This window comes from Rheinheimera sp. WS51 (genome assembly GCF_050936095.1).
Taxonomy (GTDB): domain Bacteria; phylum Pseudomonadota; class Gammaproteobacteria; order Enterobacterales; family Alteromonadaceae; genus Alishewanella.
This window is the reverse complement of the sequence record NZ_JBOTRC010000001.1, coordinates 166,827-186,658: the sequence shown is the minus strand read 5'-3', so window position 1 is coordinate 186,658 and position 19,832 is coordinate 166,827. Positions and strand designations below refer to the sequence as shown.

The following is a 19,832-nucleotide window of genomic DNA, read 5'->3' as shown; positions in this document are numbered from 1 at the left end:
GAATTAGCCGCTTTCATTAGCAAACAGCTGATCTAAAGCCTGCAGCAATGCTGGGCTTGGCATGATATCTAGCTGACCCTCGCTAGGGGCTCGAATAAACCAATATAAAGCACCGCCAATATACTGCTCTGGTGCAGCTAAATAACCAGGCTGACGTTGTTTTAACAACCGATGCAAGGCCAGCATATATAACGCTGCTTGCACATCATATCTGTGTTGTAAAAACATTTGTTGCATGCTGTCTTGGTTATACGCCTCGTTATTATCGCCTAACCAATTCGACTTATAATCCAACACCCAATAGCGACCTTGACTATCTTGCAAGGTTAAATCGATAAAACCTTTAAGCATGCCATTTAGATGATCGGCTAATAACATTGGCCTAGCTTGGCCTGGCAAAATAGCTTGGCTAATAATCTTATCTAGCGCCAGCACATCAACCTGACGGGTTTCTAGCCAGAATTCTAGCTCAGCTCGTTGCTGCCCTAAGCCCGATAAACTTACCCCTAAGGCTGAAATAGGCGTGCTTAGCATAGTGGCAAACCACGGGGCTAATACTGGCTGCCATGACTGCCAGTTATGCCGTGGCAAGCTTTGCTCTAAAATTGCGTTAATAGCTGTTGCATCACATTGGCTAAACCCCTGTTGCTGCGCTTGCTCAAATAATTGGTGCAAAAACGTACCAGCAACGGCACCACGCGGAAAGTCATGAATGGACTCTTGTAGCTCACTGCTTGCGACGGGTTCATACGCTTCTTCTAAGCGCTGGGTATCTAAGGCCGTATCGGCAGCTAAGTCACTGCTAGCCTCAGTTTCTGGGCTGTTTGCTATTAGCCTATTCGTACTGTGGCTATCGGCTTTACGTAACGCCGAGTAACTCGCAATCCACCAGCGTTGCTGGTTGACGGCTGAAGCTAAGCGTAAAGCTGGGCTTAATTCTGCGGTGGCAGTGGCAGCTAATGGTGGTTGTTGTTCTAAAATAGGCTGTTGCTGCCAAGGTAAGTCGGCCAAAACGGCAGCGAGTTTTTGCTGATCAACATCAGCACCCAACTGCAATAGATTACCCATGCCGCTAAGGGCAATTTTACTGCCTTTACTATTACCTTCACTATAAGCAGCTAAGCCTAACCAGCAAGCATAAATAGGCCGGGTTAAGGCAACATATAACAGCCGAATATCTTCACGTAAACGTTCACGTTCGGCTTGCTCAACCGCAGCTTCATCTGGGCTTAAATCTAGCACCATTTTAGTGCCATCGTAATAACGCTGAGGCTGCTTAGCCGTCGCCGCTTTATAGCCACAAATAAAGGGTAAAAATACCAGCGGGTATTGTAGGCCCTTACTTTTATGGATAGTCACCACTTGCACTAGTTGTTGCTCACTCTCTAGCCGCAGTTGTTGCTCTTCAGCGCTATCGGGCTGCTCTATTTGCTCGGCTAACCAGCGAATTAAACCCGTTTCACCATCTCGTTGCTGGCTTTCATGCTGCAATAATTCAGCTAAGTGCAATATATTGGTTAAAGTACGCTCGCCTTGCTCTTGGCTTAACCATAAACTGGGCAGTTCAAAGTAATGCAACCAAGCTTGCACCAGCGCCAGCACCCCTTTAAAGCGCCAAACTAATTTAAACTCGCGCACTTGCTCTGTTAAGGCTTCCCATGCTGGCTCGTTATTAAAGTAATAGTCTAATTTAGCATCCGTTTGCCCTGATAAGGGTAACGCTAAGGCCATACGTAGGGCATTTTCATCCTCAATTTCATAGCAGGCCCGCAGCCAAAATAATAACGCTGTGGCTTCGGCACTGGCAAAAATAGATTCACTGTCAGACAAATAAACCGAACGAATTTGCCGCTGGCTTAGCTGTTTTCTTACCAAAGCGGCTTCATTACGATCTCGAACCAAAATAGCAATATCAGAAGGCTGTACTGGCGTAAATTCGTCTTGCGTAAGCTCAACTTGCATAAACTCAGCATGCTTAGCCGCGTCTGACTTAACAAAACCCGCTTTAGCTTGTTGTGCTTGGCTTAAAATAAAGGCTATTTGGTCGGCACAGGCAGCTGCCATTAATTGCTGATAAGCGCCTTTTTTTAACTCCTCGGTTGTAATATCAGCCAGCCAATAGTTAACAGCCGGCACAGCTTGCGCAGACACAGTTTGGGCCGAATTTGCTTGACTAGCTAAAATAAAGTGTTCGGCTTTACCTTGTGCTTTAACAGCTAAAAAAGGCAGCGGTGTGCGAGTCTGGCTATCACTATTAGCATCCGTAGTATTAGTAGCAGCAGAGCCAAATCCAAAGGCGCCTTGAGGGCTTTGCTCTGCTTGGCTAAATAACGCATTCACCGCAGCCACTAAGTCTGTAGTCGAACGATAGTTTGTACTTAAATTATAATGGCGCTGCTCTGTTAAACGCTTAGCGTGCAAGTAAGTATGTAAATCTGCACCACGGAAACTATAAATAGCTTGCTTAGGATCGCCCACTAACACTAGCCCTGTTTCGCGGCTAGTAACATCAGGATAAATAGCCTGAAAAATAGCAAACTGTATTGGATCCGTGTCTTGAAACTCGTCAACCATAGCAAACGGATATTGCTGGCGAATACGCGCGGCAAGCACTTCTCCGCCTGAGGCATTTAGGGCTTGGTGTAAATCAAGAAGTAAGTCGTTAAAGTCGCGCTCGGCACCTTGCTTTTTACGTTGCCTAAATTCTGCGGTTAACCATAAGGCCGCATGATGGCGAACATGAATGGCGATATCAGGTTGTTGCTCTAATAGCTGCAAAGCCTGATCAAACAAAGCAAACACCGGATGTTGCACTAATGGCTGGCCTTTTTTAGTGCCGGCTGTTAAATGCTCTAGGCTGAACTTTTTTACATTCTTAGCAAAATCGCTTTGTTGCCAATGTAACAACTCTGGCTCTGCTATTATTTTTTGCCACCATGCGCGCTCCTGCTCTTGCCAGCTTGCTTTGCGAAACTTATTGCCGTTTAACCAACTATTAGCATAGGCATCGTCTAACTGCGCTAAGGCTTCAGCATCAAGCGCCTGCTGCATTAGCTGACAATGGGCCTGAATTAGGTTTACCCAGTCAGCTAAAGGTTGCGCCACTTGATCTGGACTTAAGGCTTCAGGTAAATCGGCCCCCTTAACGGTAAAATGTAAGTTGCCGGCATCGGCTTGTAACCAAGGCTTGATATCTGCCAGTAAGTCATCAGGAGACTTACTGACATTCCCCAGCGCCTGTAATAGATTTGGATCTTGTAATGGGTATAAAAAACTGCGCCAATAATCGCAAGCTAAGGTATGTAATAATTGCTTATTGTCATTGCTTAGGTTCTCGCCAAAAGCCGCGCCAGAGTCAAAGGCATGCTCGCTTAACATGCGCTGGCACCAACCATGAATAGTAAAAACAGCGGCTTCATCCATCCATTGCGCGGCGCGCTCTAACACTCCGGCACAACGAAAATGCAACTCTGGCGGGTATTCGGCTAATAAATCTTTAATAAAGCTATCCGCACTTTGGTGTTGGCGAAAAGCAATAGCCGCTTCCACTAAGCGAGCCCGAATACGATCTCGCAGCTCAGCCGTTGCCGCTTTAGTGAAGGTGACCACTAATATTTCTGGCGGTAATAAAGGCCGATTAAAGGCAGTTTGCTCGGCGACACCATGGCCCAGCACTAAACGCAGATATAACGCAGCCAAGGTATAGGTTTTGCCCGTACCGGCACTCGCCTCTATTAATCGGCTGCCATGCAGTTCAAACTGTAATGGCTTAAGCGTAATCACAGCGCTGAGATCTGAATTTACCTGTTGTTTAGTCAAGATCAGACTCCTGCTTAGCTAATTTGGCATTTAATAACGGTTGATATAGCTGCTCTGCCCATGTTGCAAAGCCTGCTTGCTCTAGACTCGCAAAATCAGGGTAATAGCGTTGTAGCTCGGGGCTATTATCCCGTTCACCGCCAAAGGTGTAACCCCCTTCATAGGTTTGCCGACACTTTTCTGCATCTTGAGTTTGCAGCCAACATATTGCCGTTTTTGGCATTACAGGTAGCGGCTGCTGCAAGCCTTGTTGCCAATAGTTAACCAGCTGTTGTAGCTGCGCAAAAGCGCTGTCTTTCGCTTGCGCTATTAGCTGCACTTTATCATCTAACCCATACTGCAAGGTGCTTACCTTAGCGCCTTGCGCATTGGCCACTAATTGCTGTAACCAACTAGTGCGCAAGGTATACCAACGCAATTGGTCATCTTTACGAATAGCGCTAGCGCGTAATAATATCAGTGCTTGTTGCTCAATGCCTGACGAGCCAGCTTGGTAGAGCTGAGTTAAATTGTCGTTTAATGCCACATCAGCAAACTGCAAGGAAATAGCTAAGGGCTGAGCAGCTTTTTGCCAAGCGATGCCATCAGAGCGATATCGATTAAAAACTACCTCCACTTCACGCTCTATGCTTGCCGCAACATTTTTGCCAAATATAGCCAGTGGTAATTTAGCTTGCTGGCTTAATTGAGCTACAGCGGCAGATAAATTAAAATCGGGTTTATGTAACAGCTGTTGCAATAACTGTTGCTTTAATTGATAAAGTTGCAGAGTGTCGAGTACAAAAGGCTCATCATCTTGCGCCTGCATTGCCGACTGATAAAAGCGGGTTTTAAAGCGTTGATTTAAATAATGCCGACAGGGGTTGGCTAAAAAGTCATCTAATAAACGCACACTTAATACCGGCAAAGCCTCTTGTTGCGCTGTACTGCTAAGTGCTTCTTGCTCTGTACTGTTAAGTGAGTCTTTACATGCTGGCTCAGTCTGATGCGCAGCTTGCCATTCATAAGCATAGGTTGCGTATTCACCATTAAAATAGCGTGGTGAAAAAGGCTGTAATGGGTATTCTTGGCTAAGTGCTTTTAGCACAGGTAAACCAGACTGATGCTGCCAGCCATGCGTTATCACATCACCTAATTGACTTACCAGTACGCTAGGCGGTAGCTCACTATTATTGCGAATATGCTTGCCTACCCAGCTTATATACAATGCTTGTCGAGCACTAAGCATGGCTTCTAAAAATAAAAATCTATCATCATCACGTCGCGAGCGATCACCAGGGCGATAATCATTGGCCATTAAATCGAAGTCATCACTTTGCCGAGTACGCGGGTATTCGCCATCGTTTAAACCCAGTAAATAGACCCGTTTAAACGGAATAGCCCGCATAGGCATTAAGGTAGAAAAAGTTAAACTACCGGCCAAGAAACGCTGGCTTAAGCCTGATTCACTGGCTTGGTCTAACCAAGCTTCACGCAGCACTGCTAGACTAATGTCACCGCTAAAATCCCCACTTAGACCAGCATCCACTAACTGCTGCATAGCATCAGCTAAACGGCCATAAATAAGCTGATCTTGATCACTGCTAAAGTCGAATAAATCTGTTAATAAACCGGGCTGTGCAAACAGCATTTGTTGCCACTGCGCTAAGCTGGCTTGGGGGTGAGCAACAAGTTGTTGCTGCCAATGTTTAAGTTGCTGAATAAACTGCAGTAAAGGCCCCACTTCTGCGGCGGCTAAGCCTGATACTTCAGCATAAGGTGCCCGGCCCTGCCATTGCTCAACATCACCAAGAGCAAAGCCAAGCAGCATCCGCTCTATACCAAACATCCAACTATAATTATCGGCCAGTTGATCTAAGCCTAAGCTAGCACGTTGTTCGCCATCTAACCCCCAGCGCACCCCCGCTTCATTTAGCCATAAGCGAATTTGCCCTAGCGCCTGAGGATTAATAGCAAAACGGCGCTGAATGGCCGGAACATCCAGCAAGTCACTCATTTCGGTTAAGGTAAAGCGTTGCTCTGGTAGCTGTAAAATATATTCTAACGCCACCATTAACGGCTGACTGCCACGCAAACTTTGATCGGCTAAAGTATAAGGTAAATAGCGTTTATCATCGCGGTTTAAGCGGCCAAATACCGCATGAATATGGCTTTGATATAAGCTAATATCTGGCGTCATAATAATAATATCACGCGGTAATAAGCTACTATCACTGGCAAATTGACTGAGCAAATTATCTTGCAGAATTTCTACTTCACGTTGGCGGCTATGGGCAACATGAAAGCTAATACTCTTGTCGTCAGCGGCGACGACTCTAGGTTCGGTTGTGCTGGCATTTAGCTCTAACATATCTTGCTGTAGCTGTTGCAATAAAGGCAGCTTAGCGATATCTGCTACCGGCTCAGAGAATAAGTCTATTTTATTATTAAACCAATGCTGATACTGCTCTGGTTGGTCAAACTTATCCAGTAAACTAATGTAATCGCGACCTTGCTTACCTAAACTCGCCAGCAAAACAGGCGCATGTAAATACAGTTCATCGGCATCAAGCACGTCGGGCAAGCCTGGCTTACGCTGCTGACGCTTTTGCTTAGCTCGCATATCATCTTTAATGCTACTAATGTCGCCCCAAAAATGCCGGCACGGATTAAGTACCGTTAGTAACACTTGGCGCTGCGATCCCAAAGCCGCCAGCAATTCTATGGTTTGCTGAGCTAACGATGACACCCCAAACACCACTATGCGATCAGGCAATAAATCTGGCCTAGCTAATTGGCCCTGCTGTAATGCGGCTAACGCCTGATTATGCACATCTGCGCGACTAGAATAGGCTAAATCACCTGCGGATCTGGCAATATCCTGCTGCAATAAACGCCAGAGCGCCGGCTGCCATAATTGATCGTCGGGTACGGTTTTAAGGGGGGTTTTAGCTAAAACATCGTCGCCATTACGCCAATGTTGTAGCCAGTCGGCTCGATACACTTGATATTGGTCGAATAAGTCGGCTAAACGCAACGCTAACTGATAACTTTTGCGCCCATCTAAGTCTTGCTGTAAATAGCGGTTTAAAGGCGCAAACACCGGATCGGATAACTGGTTTAATAAGCCTAAAATGCGCCAGCTTAAGTTGTTTTTATCATAAGGTAAGCTTTTAGGAATGGCCTCGCCTAATACGGCCCGATAAAGCTGCCAAACAAATTGATTGGGTAATTCAACCTGTAAACCCGCGGCAATACCAGGATGACCATTAGCGGTTTCGGCTAAGGCCATTTTTAGCCACTGAGCAATACCGTTACTTTGTACTAGCACCTCTTCTGTGCCCAGTACGGGCACTGGATTAGCACTTAACCACTGTACCAGTAACTCGCGTAGGGTTTCTAATTGATTACTATGAATAACCACAAAGCCAGGCTGCAGCATGCTAACTCTCTACAAAAACAATATCTTGGCAGATTAGCACAGCAACTAAGATTTTAGAATGGACATCACTGGTAAAAAATACAGCAGTAATAAGTTAACCGGCCATAATTCGTAAATAACCTAAAATAACGTTATTATTCAACATCTCTAATTAGGCTGCGGAGACAGCATGGCTGCAAAATTTCGTATTAATAAAACCGTTTTACTAGTCATGCTAGTTATTATTGCTGGCTGTGCCGCACTTGCAACGCGTGATCTTAATCAAAAATTTGGTGAAACAACCCCGACAAACCGAGCTAGCGCAATAAGCTCTGCAGTTAATGCTGCTAAAGATGATGTTTATCATCAAACGGTTAAACCCATTTTAGAACAGCGCTGTGTTGTCTGTCACGCTTGCTATGACTCGCCCTGCCAGCTTAATTTAAGCTCTATTGCCGGCATAGAACGCGGTGCCCATAAAGACTTAGTTTATGATGCAACTCGTTTTAATGCAGCGGAGCCAAATCGTTTATTTATCGATGCCTTAGAAATTCAGCAATGGCGTGAGCGTGGCTTTTTTCCTGTACTGAATGAGCGCAAACAAAATATTGAAGCCAATACCCAAGCCTCATTATTAGCCCGCAGTCTAATGTTAAAGCAGCAACATCCGCTGCCAGATACGACTATTTTGTCAAACCAGTTTGATTTTAGCTTAAACAGAGCTCAGCAGTGCCCAACTATAGAAGAATTTGATGGCTTTGCCAGTAACCAGCCTTTAGCTGGCATGCCTTATGGTTTGCCCGCTTTAGCTCCTGATGAGCATAGCAAATTACTCACTTGGTTAGCCCAAGGGGCAAAAATGACAACCGAGCCGCCTTTAGCTGATAGCGAATTACAAGCCATACAAAAACTAGAAACTTGGCTTAACGACGATAGCTTAAAAATGCAGCTAAGTGCGCGTTATATTTATGAGCATTTATTTACCTCACACCTCTATTTTGAGCAACTGGTTACTGCGCAACAGCAACCGCAGTTTTATAACTTAGTCCGCTCAACAACTCCGCCAGGCCAAGCAATTGACATAATCGCTAGTCGACGCCCTTACGACGATCCTAAGGTAAGCAGAGTCTATTATCGCTTACAACCGGTGCGGGCCACTATTGTTAATAAAACCCACCAACCCTATCCAATTAATAAAGACTTATTAGCTAAGTGGCAGCAGTGGTTTGTTGCAGCCGATTATAAGGTGGCAGAGCTACCTAGCTATCAGCCAGAAATTGCTGCTAATCCGCTAACGGCTTTTGTGCAACTGCCGGTTAATGCGCGTTATCGTTTTATGCTAGAGCGGGCTGAAAATACAATTATGGGCTATATCAAAGGCCCCGTTTGTCGTGGCCAAGTGGCATTAAACGTAATAAACGATCATTTTTGGGTATATTTTCTTGACCCTGATCTTGTTACTAACGACAAGGTAGAAGCCTTTTATCTAGCTCAAAAAGATAACTTACGCTTGCCAGCTGAAGACGAAAGCTCGGCTCGTGCCATTAATTGGCCGGCTTATGCTAAACGCCAAGGCGATTACTTACGCGCTCGCAGCGACTTTTTAAACAGCGTATTAAAAGATGGCCGCCATTTAACCGCTGATGCGCTATGGGATGGGGATGGCACTAATAATAACGCTAGCCTTACTGTGTTTCGCCACTTTGATAATGCGACTGTAGTAAAAGGCTTAATAGGCGATGCACCGAAAACAGCTTGGGTTATTGATTATGTATTGCTAGAGCGCATTCATTATTTATTAGTTGCTGGCTTTGATGTCTATGGTAACTATGGCCACCAATTAATGACCCGCTTATATATGGACTTTTTACGCATGGAAGGCGAGTCTAACTTCCTAGCTTATTTACCGCCAGAGGTACGCCGCGCTGAATTTAAAGACTGGTATCAAAAAGCGGGGGTTGAATTAACTCAGTTTATTGCCGGCGATATTAACCCCTTTGCTCAGCCTAGTGGTATCACTTTTAATACTGACCAACCTAAAGCCGAGCTTTATCAAATTTTTGCCAACAAACTAAGCCAAGTTCAACCAAAGCGTTACCAACTAGAAAACAGCCCTTTGAGCCCAAACAGCCAGGCCTTATTGCAGCAGCTGGGCAAAATTAAAGGCAAAGCGGCGTCGCTTTTACCCGAACTGACCATGATTATGCTGCAGCCCACTGACAGCAACTTAGCGCCGCAATTATTTACCTTGATAAGAAATAGCGCCCACTACAATGTGAACAGTTTATTTAAAGAGGAAAGTAACCGTGACTATGCCAATGATAATATGACTATTGTTAATGGTTTATTAGGTAGCTATCCCAATGTATTTTGGCATGTTAAAGAAACTGACCTAGCTAAAGTAGTCGCTATGGCCCAGCAGCTAACCAATGAACAAGATTATCAGCAATTATTAAATAATTATGGTGTGCGCAGAACCGCCAGCGACTTTTGGCAGTTTAGTGACCAACTCAATGCTATTTTTAATCAACTTAACCCTATAGAAGCCGGCTTATTAGACTATAACCGCTTAGATAACAGATAAATGCTATAGTAGCCAGATTTCAGAATGCCGAATACAGGATTAAATATGAATAAAACCTATCACATTGGTACCGCAGGCCAACCTTGGACAGCAGCAGAAAAAGCTCAGTGGTTAGCCGAGCAAAGCATAAAGCGCAGTTTTTTTACTGAAGTGTTGCCTGACATAGAAGCCTTAGCTGCAGAGTTTAATCTAGTTAAATATGGCGAGCTTGATTACAAAGCCGTATGTGGAAAAACTTACCCTCTATATGCAGTTAAAAGCCGCGATTGGCAGCAAAATAAAGTAACTGTGCTAGTTACAGGTGGTGTTCATGGTTATGAAACTAGTGGTGTCCATGGCGCACTGCGTTTTTTACAAAGCAAAGCCGCTGAATATAGCCGCAATTTTAATATAGTGGTTTTACCTTGTATTAGCCCTTGGGGTTATGAAACCATCAACCGCTGGAACCCGGAAGCTATTGATCCTAACCGCAGCTTTGGCCCAGAGGGTAAAGCTGCAGAAGCCATAGCAGCACGCCAATATGTGCAATCAGTCGCGACAAATTTTGCATTACACATTGATTTACACGAAACCACCGATAGCGACAACAGCGAATTTAGGCCAGCCAAAGCCGCACATGATGGCACCGTAAACCATAATTGGAATATTCCAGACGGCTTTTACACCGTAGACGACAGTGAGCATCCAAGCCCTGCCCTGCAAAAAGCCATTATTGATGCCGTAGCAAAGGTTACCCATATCGCCCCTGCAGATGACAACGGCAAACTCATTGGCGAGCCAATACAACAACCTGGTGTTATCAACTATGCTAAAGCCTCTCTAGGCCTATGTGGCAGCGTAACCAATGCCCCTTTAGTTAGCACAACAGAGGTTTACCCAGATAGCCCAACCGCAACACCAGAGCAATGTATTCAAGCCCAAGTTGCTGCTGTTTGTGCTGCACTAGATTACTTATTGAGCCAAGGTTAATGCTAACCTTAGTTAATTTTATGTCTGACCTATCTGATTAAGTGGATTTTTATGAACCCATTACTTATTAACGGCTCAGCCGGAATTCCTTTAACTATTATTGCTAAGCAAGACTTTGAGCAATGGCTTTCTAAACAAGCCACTTCGCTACAAAACTGGCTTGAGGCCACTCAATTTTCAGCTAAAGGCTTAAGCCTTATTCCTGATAGCGATGGCCAAATTAGCCAAGTTATTTATGTTACCGATAAGCCTGATGCTTATTGGGTATGTGGTGATATTATTAATCAGTTGCCGGCAAACAAATATTTACTATCAGCCAGTGATGCCCAGTGTCGTGTTGCTGCTTTTAGTTGGGCTTTAGGTGCTTATAAGTTTGATCGTTATAAGAAAAACGATAAGCAGTACCCGCAACTGGTTATTGATAACCCCGATATCGTAGCCAGTACTTTACAATTAGTTCGCTCGGTGTCGATAGTGCGTGATCTTGTTAATACGCCCGCAGCAGACATGATGCCGCAACACTTAGCCGAGGTTATGCAGCAATTAGCCGACGAATTTGGTGGCAAGGTTCAGCAAATTGTTGGTGATGATTTATTAAAGCAAAACTACCCTACTATTCATATGGTTGGCCGTGCTAGTGACAATTTACCGCGCTTAATTGACCTAACCTGGGGCGATGAAAATGCACCTAAAGTCACCCTAGTGGGTAAAGGTGTTTGCTTTGACTCTGGCGGTTTAGATTTAAAGCCAGGCTCTGGCATGCGTTTAATGAAAAAAGACATGGGCGGTGCAGCTCATGTTATTGGCCTTGCTCACCAGATTATGGCGGCAAAGTTACCCGTGCGCCTGCGGGTATTAGTGCCTGCGGTTGAAAATGCAGTGTCAGCAAATGCCTTTAGGCCTGGCGATGTAATTAAAACGCGCAAAGGCTTAACTGTTGAAATAGATAATACCGACGCCGAAGGCCGCTTAGTATTATGTGACGCCTTAGCAGAAGCCAGTAACGATAGGCCTGACTTACTGATTGATTTTGCAACCTTAACCGGCGCTATGCGGGTAGCCTTAGGCACTGAATTACCCGGCTTTTTCAGTAATGATGATACCGTTGCCGCAGAGATAACCGCCGCGGGTTTAAAGGTTGAAGATCCGGTTTGGCGCATGCCGCTCTATAAGCCTTATTATGACCTAACCGGCAGTGATATCGCCGATTTAGCCAACTGCGGCAAAACACCTTTTGGCGGGGCGATAACAGCCGCTTTATACCTAGAAGCTTTTGTTGACGAAGGCATTAGCTGGAGTCATTTTGATATAATGGCTTGGAATAATCGCGCCCTACCAGGTCGGCCTATAGGTGGTGAAGCCTTTGGTCTTCGTGCCGTGTTTGAATACTTACAGCAACGCTTTGCAAGCTAGTGAGCTTAGTCAGCTATCTAAAAGCCCAAGTCAATTAGCTTGGGCTTTTTTGTTAAATGCCATACTGACGGATCCGTTTTACATTGACATTAATAAGATGTCTTAACACATAACGGTAGGCTAATTTCTTTATGCCTTGCAAATTACTGCCATGCTTAGCGTAAAACTGATCTGGGCTTGCAACAACACCAAAATCATCGGCAATTCCTTCAGCTTGAATATAAGTATGATTGTTATTAAATTCATTATTTGGCTGTTGTAAGCAAGGCACAGCAATGCCATAACCACTAAAGCTATTACACTGGGAAAAGCCACGTTGCACTTGGCTTAAAAAGGCCTTATCAATGATAAAGCCTTCTACATTAAGCCATTGGCCATCTAATAACACCTCTACCCAACTATGCAAAATACGCTTAGGTGCCAGTGGCATAAAATAGCGCGGAATAGCGCCTTGCTGCAAAGAGTTATAAATAGTAAAAGCATGCAAGCGACAAGGTATATTAAGGGCTCGCACAAGCGCCATAAACAATGAGCCTTTGGTATTACACTGGCCATAGCCATTGGCTAACACCTCACTGGCGGCAATGGCATCATCACGGTTATAACCAAAGTGAATTTCATCACGAATAAAATAATATATTGCGGTTACAGCTTGCACAGGCTCAAGTTTGTTCCAACCTCGCTGCTTAATTAATTGCTGAATACTCTTGTGTTGAAAATCCAGAATGGGGGTTGCTGCTGTTAATTGATTCATAATGCTTACCTCCTAGGTTTAGAGGCTAGCTTAACCTTTGGCTGTAGCTGAAAATTGAATAAACTGGCTATCTTGCTGAGAAGCTCGTTAATAATTGTTTGCTGGTCATGCCAAAGGTGCTTTTAATCGTCCGGCTAAGATGAGCACTATCACTAAACCCGGCTAAATAGGCTGCATCTGTTGCACTACGGCCACTTTTGATGGCCTGCACCGCACAGATCAGCCGTCGCCATAATAAATATGGCCGCCACGCTATGCCTAGTTCGGCTTTAACTAAATGTAAAAATCGGCTTTCAGAAAGAGCTAAGTCAAATGCAATCTCTTTGGCTCGCCATTGTTCCGGCTTGACACATTCTGCTTGCAGGCAATTATCTAACTTAGCCAGTAAAGCTAATAAGCGCGGATCACGGCATTGATAGCTATTATGGTTTAACGCAAAAGCTAACTGATCAAAACCACTTAACTGGCCAAGTAAGGCTTCTAACCTAGCGTCTTTAGTTACGCTAGGTAACTGCTGCGGTAAGCCGCTAATCGCCTCGCCTAATAAGCTTTCTGGCTCTGCTAAAATAACCCAGCCATTAGGCATAGAAAGCTGATGCAATTCATTGGGCTGAATAACTTTACCCGTTGTTAATGGCTGACCATTTAAATAATAAAGATCACTAGGTAAACAAAGCTGCCATAGTGAATGGCGATGCGGATGGGTATCAATAGCCTGGCCATAGGCAATAGCCATACCCGGCAAAAAATATGACACGGTTTGTAAAGACCTTGATGATTCAGCCACTTTAATGCTCTTGCTTTGTGTAATAGGTACAGCGGTTCGTCATTGCAGCTCTCATTTTAGCGATCCACTAAACTTTATATTTTAACTTAAACTAATTTGCTTAAGATGATCCTGAATATGCAAATAATGCGCAGTGTAATATTGCTGTTTAGTTAGGTGGCCATAAGCAAAGTGCGCCGCTAAGTCACCTTGCCAAGCAATGAATATTTCTAGCTCTTGTATCAACTCAGCCAGCGCGACATCATTAGGCACCTTGTTCACTAAACTCGGTGCCCCAGGTATAGGTTCATTTAACGCATGATGCATGCTACCGCTGGCGGCAAAAGCATTAAATGCAATGCTGCCAGCAGTATAATGAAATAAGGTTGATTTATGCTCAGGATAACCAAGGCGAGAATAACGGACACTTTGCGCTAAGTGCTGCAATATCTGACTGACAGGCCAGTCGCCGTGGTTAATTAACTTATCTGCTGGATAACGTTTAAGCTGTTGCAGCAAATCAGCCAACGGATAATGCCGCACCATAGCAACAACCTTAGTACCTAATAAGGTCGCCACCGGAACGGCAAGAGCGAATTGGATAAACTTACGCCGCTGCATAAGTTATTGGTTACTGCTTTTTAACTAAGTTTAAATTATGAAAATCAAAGCTAAAGTCAGTAAAGTCGGCTATAGCTTCCATTGTTGCGCTGTTAATTTTACCGTTATCAGCCGCAGTAAAGCGGATAAAAGCGTCAGCTTCTAATAAAGGTTCATTCCAACGGACAACAAAGGTATTGCCATCATAGTGCTCTAATACACCTTTTAACATTTCAGTATGCTCAAAACGAATATGCAGTTGTTCAGCTTGTTTCTGTATTGTCACTTCACCATACCAATTATCTTGGTATTTGCCGGCATAATGTTTTAACGGTAGTGCAGCAGCTTTATTATCAGCAGGCTTTAATGCAAAGCTATTTTTATGCTGCATAAACTCTTGATATTGTTTAGTTTGCAATGCTAACCAATCAGTGTCGGGCAAGTTAAGCACTTGCTCTAAGGCTTCTTCTGTTACTGTTGTTAAACCTTGGAAAGCCTGTTGATTAGACAATACTGTAATGGCGAAATTTTTCTCTGGAATTAGCGTTGTTAACGACAACATGCCTAAGATACCACCGCTATGCGAGATATGTTTTACACCATGGTAGTCTTTTACAAACCAGCCCATGCCGTAGCCTCTAAAATGAGTGCTTTGCTGGCCCGGTTTATGCCGCACCGGCAATGGTGTAGTTAGCTGCCACATTTGCGCTAATTGCTCAGGCGCTATTATTTGCTCACCGCTTGGGCTTTTACCTTCATTTAATAACGTAAGAAGCCAGTTACCCATATCATCAACACTAGATAGGGTGGCACCTGCAGCTGCGAAATCTTGTAAATAATCAAGCGGGAAACGGTGTACTTCGCCTTTATAGTCGATATTACCAATAGCAATATTGCTGTTATCTGGCTTTAAGTTATCAAAGCCTACAACGCTGTTTTCCATTTGTAACGGTTGGAAAAAGTGCTCGGCAATATATTGCGCATAAGGTACGCCGGTTACTCGTTCTATTACTAGCCCTGCGGTTACAAACATTAGGTTGTTATAGGCAAACCCTTGGCGTAAATCTTTTTCTATCGGTATATGAGCAACACCCGCTAAGAGTTGCTCTGAGGTTTTATCTGTATTTGGCCAAATCATTAAGTCACCTGCACCTAAGCCTAAGCCTGTGCGATGACTTAATAAATCTCTAATAGTCACTTTTTCCGTTAAGCTTGCATCCGCTAAGCGAAATTCGGGTAAATGTTGAATAACTTTATCATCCCAATTCACTTTCCCTTGTGCAACCAGCTGTCCAATAGCCGCAGCGGTAAAGGCTTTAGTATGAGAAGCGATACCAAACAATGTATCCGCTGTTACCGGCTCTTGGTTGGCAAGATCACGAATACCAAAACCTTCAGCTAAAACAACTTTGCCATCTTGTACTGCAACCACGGCAATACCGGGAATATTAAATGCTTGCAAACTTGCTTGTGCTGTTTGGCGAATTTTTTGATCTAAAGCTAGATTGCTCTGTTCAGGGCTGGTGACTGTAGAGCTACAGGCGGATATCAAGGCGCTTAATAAAGAAACGCTAATTATTTTAGACATTGCGTGCATGGAAGGGCCTCCAAAGTGAAATAGTTTTGCCTAGGTGCTGCTAACCGTGGCGGTTAACAGCATCTAGGTTTAAGTGGGATTAAATCTTAAATTGCTGAACAATTTTATTAAGCTCAGTGGCTGACTTATCTAATGAAATAGCCTCTAACGATAATGCATCCGCATGTTTAGCAGTACTATTCACTAAGTCATTCACTTCCGTTAGACGCTGATTAATATCTTCAGCCACCACTTGCTGCTGTGAAGTTGCCCCAGCAATTTCACTACTTTGCTGCTGCACTTTATCGATAGCTACACTAATTTTAGCCAGTGCACTTTGGATTGCTTTAGCTCTGTCAGCGCTCTGTTCAGTTTGTTGCTTACCTTGCTGCATTTTATTTTCGGCATTTTTAGCAATATGCTGTAACTTTTCGACCATAACTCGAATATGCTCAGTACTATCACTTGTCCGTCCGGCTAATGATCTTACTTCGTCAGCAACTACTGCAAACCCGCGACCTTGATCACCGGCCCGCGCAGCTTCTATAGCAGCATTTAATGCCAGTAAGTTAGTCTGATCAGCAATTGATTTAATTACATCAACAACAGTTCCAATATTTTCAGATTCTTTAGCTAAACCGGCAATAACTTCTACACTATCAAGCATCGTTTTAGCTAGCATACCCATATCTGACACTGAGCTATTAGACAAATTAGTGCCTTCATCTACTTGTTGCTGAGCAACAATAGCAGCATCACTTGTCTCGTGGGCGTTATGGCTAATTTCTTGAACAGTTGCCGCCATTTCATTTACCGCTGCAGAGACAGAGTCTATTTGCTGCTTATTTGCTTGAATTTCGTTATTGGTATCAGTTGCGACTGCGGTTAGGTGCTGGCTAGAGTACTGCACTTTATCCGCTTGGCTGGCGGTATCTTGTATTGACTGACGCAGTTTTGCGACAAACGCATTAAAATGCTTAGCAATAATACCTACTTCATCTTCATTGGTTATTTGAATAGTACGCGTTAAATCACCTTCACCACTAGCAATACCACGCAGCGCCAACTCTAATGCAGACAGTGGTTTTAGAATAATACGAATTAATAGCAATACCACGATAACCATAGCGGTAATAAAGATAACGGTAAATACAATGGCCCAGTTTGCTGCCTGTTGGATTGGAGCCTCAATCATATGCTCTGGCACTAACAAGCCTGTTAACCAAGCTATTTTAGGGAAATCAGCTGCCACAGGCTGGAATGAGGCATAATAATTTTTGCCTTTAAGTCTCACCGGAATAAAGCCTGAAGTTTGTTTTTTTGCCGCTTCAACTAATAAATGAAAGCCTGATGAGTCAGGTAAATCATTTAACTTACTAAAGCTGTCATTTACTTTTATTTGATCAATACCCGCGCGAGTGGCTAAATGCACTAAATTGCCTTTTTCATCTAGCAAGAATGCAAAACCTTCACCTTCATATTGAATTTGGTCGACTTGCTCGCCCATTTTATTCATATGCAGATCAACACCACCAAAACCCATTAAAGTGCCGTCAGGGAAATAAACTGGGCCTTGAACTACCCCTGAAATACGGCCAGTTTGAAAATCTTCATGCGGAGAGCGAACCACATAAGCATTTTCTTTAACCATTTCTTGATACCAAGGACGCTTAGTAACAAAGTAACCTTTATCAAGCTTGCCTGCATCTGGCCCTTCTTTATCTACCCCAGTGCGTTCATCTTCACGAAAATATTCGTCTGAAGGACCAAAACCAAAAAAAGCAGACAAGATAACCGGATCTCGCTCACTAATGCTTTTAAAAGTATTATTAATATCTTCATAGCCTGGAACTGTATTCAGATCTACGCCCCGACCTGGATACTCAGCAAACCATTTTATAAACTGGGGATTTTCAATAAAGGTACGAGATACTTGGGTGTATTCGCTAAAAAATTTAAGTGCATCTATAGCACCGGCTTCAACCTTACTACTTACTTCTGTTTTAACTCTATCACGAGTCAATTCGCTTAGATGATTCACGGTAAACCAAGAAGTCATCACCGACAATACTGTAATAACTGAAGCGATACTAAACAGAAATTTTTGTTTTATAGACAGTTGCTTAATTTTGACCATAGTGACTCCTAGCGCAAAGCATATAAACTAATATTAATCACACTCTTTATAAAAATGCTAGCTTTCCATGATAACAGTCAGATTGTTTTGGTCGTAATTTTATTGTCGGTAATAAAATTAGTTACATCATTAAAACCTGGTTTACACCATCCTAGTGATAATAGAAAAATTATAATAGATTCGATTATATTTCAAATAACGATTTGATATAGATACAGTATTTATTACGCAGAAACAACATTAAATTAAAGCAGCAAGATAAGCCAATTAACTTGCTGCTCTTTAAGGCGGGGTTGTGAGCTAGGCTATAACTACATTTTAGCTGGGATGCGCTCTAATACAGCTAGTAACAACTGCCAATATTGTCCTACGGTTTTAATATTGACCATTTCATCTGGGCCATGTGGGTAACGAATGGTTGGCCCTATAGATACCATATCCATATCTGGATAAGGCTTTTTAAATAAACCGCATTCTAAGCCAGCATGGATCACCATAACTACTGGCTTTTTTTGATAAATATCTTGATAAGTCTGGTTAACTATTGCCATCACCGCTGAATCAGGATTTGGCTTCCAGCCTGGATAAGCACCACTAAATTCAACTTTAACATTCGCTAGCTGAGCTAATGACGTTAACATACCTTGCACTTGCTCACGGCCTGAGTCGATTAACGAACGAATTAAACATAAAACCTGAATACTATGTTCAGTCGTCTCAATAACGCCTAAGTTTAATGAGGTTTCTGTCACCCCTTCAATTTCATCGCTCATCCGCATTACGCCATTAGGGCAAGCGTTAATAAGATGAATTAAACTTTGTTGCCTCTCTGCGCTTAACACTTTACTTGGTTTAGCCACACTCGTTAAGCTTAGGTCGATACTTGGCTCTACTGCAGCAAGTTCTTGCTGTAAAATCTGCTGATATTCAGCCAATTTTTGTTGTAATAAGCTAACTTTTTGTTTTTCTACCATCAACACTACGCTGGCTTCACGCGGTATCGCATTACGTAATGAGCCACCATTAAAGCTGGCTAATTGCAAACCAAGCTCGGCGCTGTTATCTGCTAAAAAGCGCGCCAATAATTTATTTGCATTGCCACGACCTAAATGGATATTGACACCTGAGTGGCCACCTTTTAAACCTGATATATTAAGTTGCCATGCTTCGCTATCAGCTGCGCTTTCTTGCCATTGAGCTTTAACGCTAAACTCAGCGTCTACACCGCCAGCGCAGCCCATATAAATTTCACCTTCTTGCTCTGAGTCTGTATTAATCAAGATCTCAGCTTCTAACATGCCTGGCTCTACACCGAAAGCGCCTGTCATCCCAGCTTCTTCATCTACAGTGAGTAGCACTTCTAATGGGCCATGTTTAATAGTATCGCTTGCTAACACAGCTAAAGCAGATGCCATACCAATACCGTTATCAGCACCTAAGGTTGTGCCGCGAGCTTTTACCCAATCACCATCGATATAAGCTTCTATAGGATCGGTTGTGAAATCATGCACTTTATCAGCATTTTTTTGCGGCACCATATCTAAGTGGGCTTGCAGCACAACCGTTTTACGGTCTTCCATACCCGCAGTGGCAGGCTTTTTAATAATAAGGTTACCTACTTTGTCTTCAACAATGGCTAAGCCTTTGTCTTTAGCCCAATTTTGGATATGCAAACTTAATGCTTGTTCATGTTTAGAGGGGTGAGGAATGGCACAAATTTCACTGAACCACTGCCACAGAGATTGTGGGTATAAAGAGGCTAATTCTGACACGTGAACTCCTGAAGATTGTTTTTTGCAACAAATGAATAGCCC

General features: G+C 43.5%; 11 protein-coding genes. 3 read left to right on the top strand and 8 right to left on the bottom strand.

Translation table 11 applies throughout. The annotated features are described in order from the left end of the window. Positions 1–3: 3 nt before the first annotated feature. Both recB and recC read right to left on the bottom strand, forming a co-directional pair. Positions 4–3,819, bottom strand: coding sequence for an exodeoxyribonuclease V subunit beta (recB, locus tag ACRCA4_RS00915; protein ID WP_433182842.1), 3,816 nt, complete (start codon positions 3,817–3,819; stop codon positions 4–6). Further along, entirely contained in the window at positions 3,812–7,240 is a 3,429-nt protein-coding gene (gene recC, locus ACRCA4_RS00910) for an exodeoxyribonuclease V subunit gamma (protein ID WP_433182839.1), read from the bottom strand. The genes recB and recC overlap by 8 nt, the downstream gene beginning before the upstream one ends. Positions 7,241–7,409: 169 nt before the next feature. On the opposite strand from recC, the gene ACRCA4_RS00905 reads away from it, so the two are divergent. Genes ACRCA4_RS00905 through ACRCA4_RS00895 form a run of 3 tightly spaced genes read left to right on the top strand, consistent with a single transcriptional unit; the run spans position 7,410 to position 12,185 of the window. Then, the gene (locus tag ACRCA4_RS00905; protein WP_433182836.1) at positions 7,410–9,803 is read left to right on the top strand and encodes a fatty acid cis/trans isomerase; all 2,394 of its coding nucleotides are present in this window, start codon (positions 7,410–7,412) and stop codon (positions 9,801–9,803) included. A 45-nt stretch (positions 9,804–9,848) separates the two neighbouring features. Then, positions 9,849–10,772 carry a M14 family metallopeptidase gene (locus tag ACRCA4_RS00900; protein WP_433182833.1) on the top strand — a complete coding sequence of 308 codons (924 nt, stop codon included), beginning with the start codon at positions 9,849–9,851 and terminating at the stop codon, positions 10,770–10,772. A 51-nt stretch (positions 10,773–10,823) separates the two neighbouring features. Next, a complete protein-coding gene (locus ACRCA4_RS00895) occupies positions 10,824–12,185 on the top strand; it encodes a leucyl aminopeptidase family protein (protein ID WP_433182831.1) in 1,362 nt (453 codons plus the stop codon). Between the two features lie 52 nt (positions 12,186–12,237). Here ACRCA4_RS00895 and ACRCA4_RS00890 read toward each other — a convergent pair whose 3' ends face one another. The 6 genes from ACRCA4_RS00890 to ACRCA4_RS00865 all read right to left on the bottom strand — a co-directional run bounded on the left by ACRCA4_RS00890 (position 12,238) and on the right by ACRCA4_RS00865 (position 19,790). Then, positions 12,238–12,939 carry a transglutaminase-like domain-containing protein gene (locus ACRCA4_RS00890; RefSeq protein WP_433182828.1) on the bottom strand — a complete coding sequence of 234 codons (702 nt, stop codon included), beginning with the start codon at positions 12,937–12,939 and terminating at the stop codon, positions 12,238–12,240. Positions 12,940–13,006: 67 nt separating this feature from the next. Then, positions 13,007–13,726: a helix-turn-helix domain-containing protein gene (locus ACRCA4_RS00885; protein WP_433182825.1), complete on the bottom strand. Its 720-nt coding sequence runs from the start codon at positions 13,724–13,726 to the stop codon at positions 13,007–13,009. Between the two features lie 81 nt (positions 13,727–13,807). Continuing rightward, positions 13,808–14,326 (bottom strand): DUF1569 domain-containing protein, encoded by a 519-nt coding sequence (locus ACRCA4_RS00880; RefSeq protein ID WP_433182822.1) that lies wholly within the window; start codon positions 14,324–14,326, stop codon positions 13,808–13,810. 10 nt (positions 14,327–14,336) lie between these two features. Further along, on the bottom strand, positions 14,337–15,902 hold the full coding sequence (locus ACRCA4_RS00875; RefSeq protein ID WP_433182820.1) for a serine hydrolase: 1,566 nt from the start codon (positions 15,900–15,902) through the stop codon (positions 14,337–14,339). A gap of 79 nt (positions 15,903–15,981) precedes the next feature. Beyond that, positions 15,982–18,018 carry a methyl-accepting chemotaxis protein gene (locus ACRCA4_RS00870; RefSeq protein WP_433182817.1) on the bottom strand — a complete coding sequence of 679 codons (2,037 nt, stop codon included), beginning with the start codon at positions 18,016–18,018 and terminating at the stop codon, positions 15,982–15,984. Between the two features lie 311 nt (positions 18,019–18,329). Next, positions 18,330–19,790: an aminoacyl-histidine dipeptidase gene (locus tag ACRCA4_RS00865; protein WP_433182815.1), complete on the bottom strand. Its 1,461-nt coding sequence runs from the start codon at positions 19,788–19,790 to the stop codon at positions 18,330–18,332. Positions 19,791–19,832: the final 42 nt, after the last annotated feature.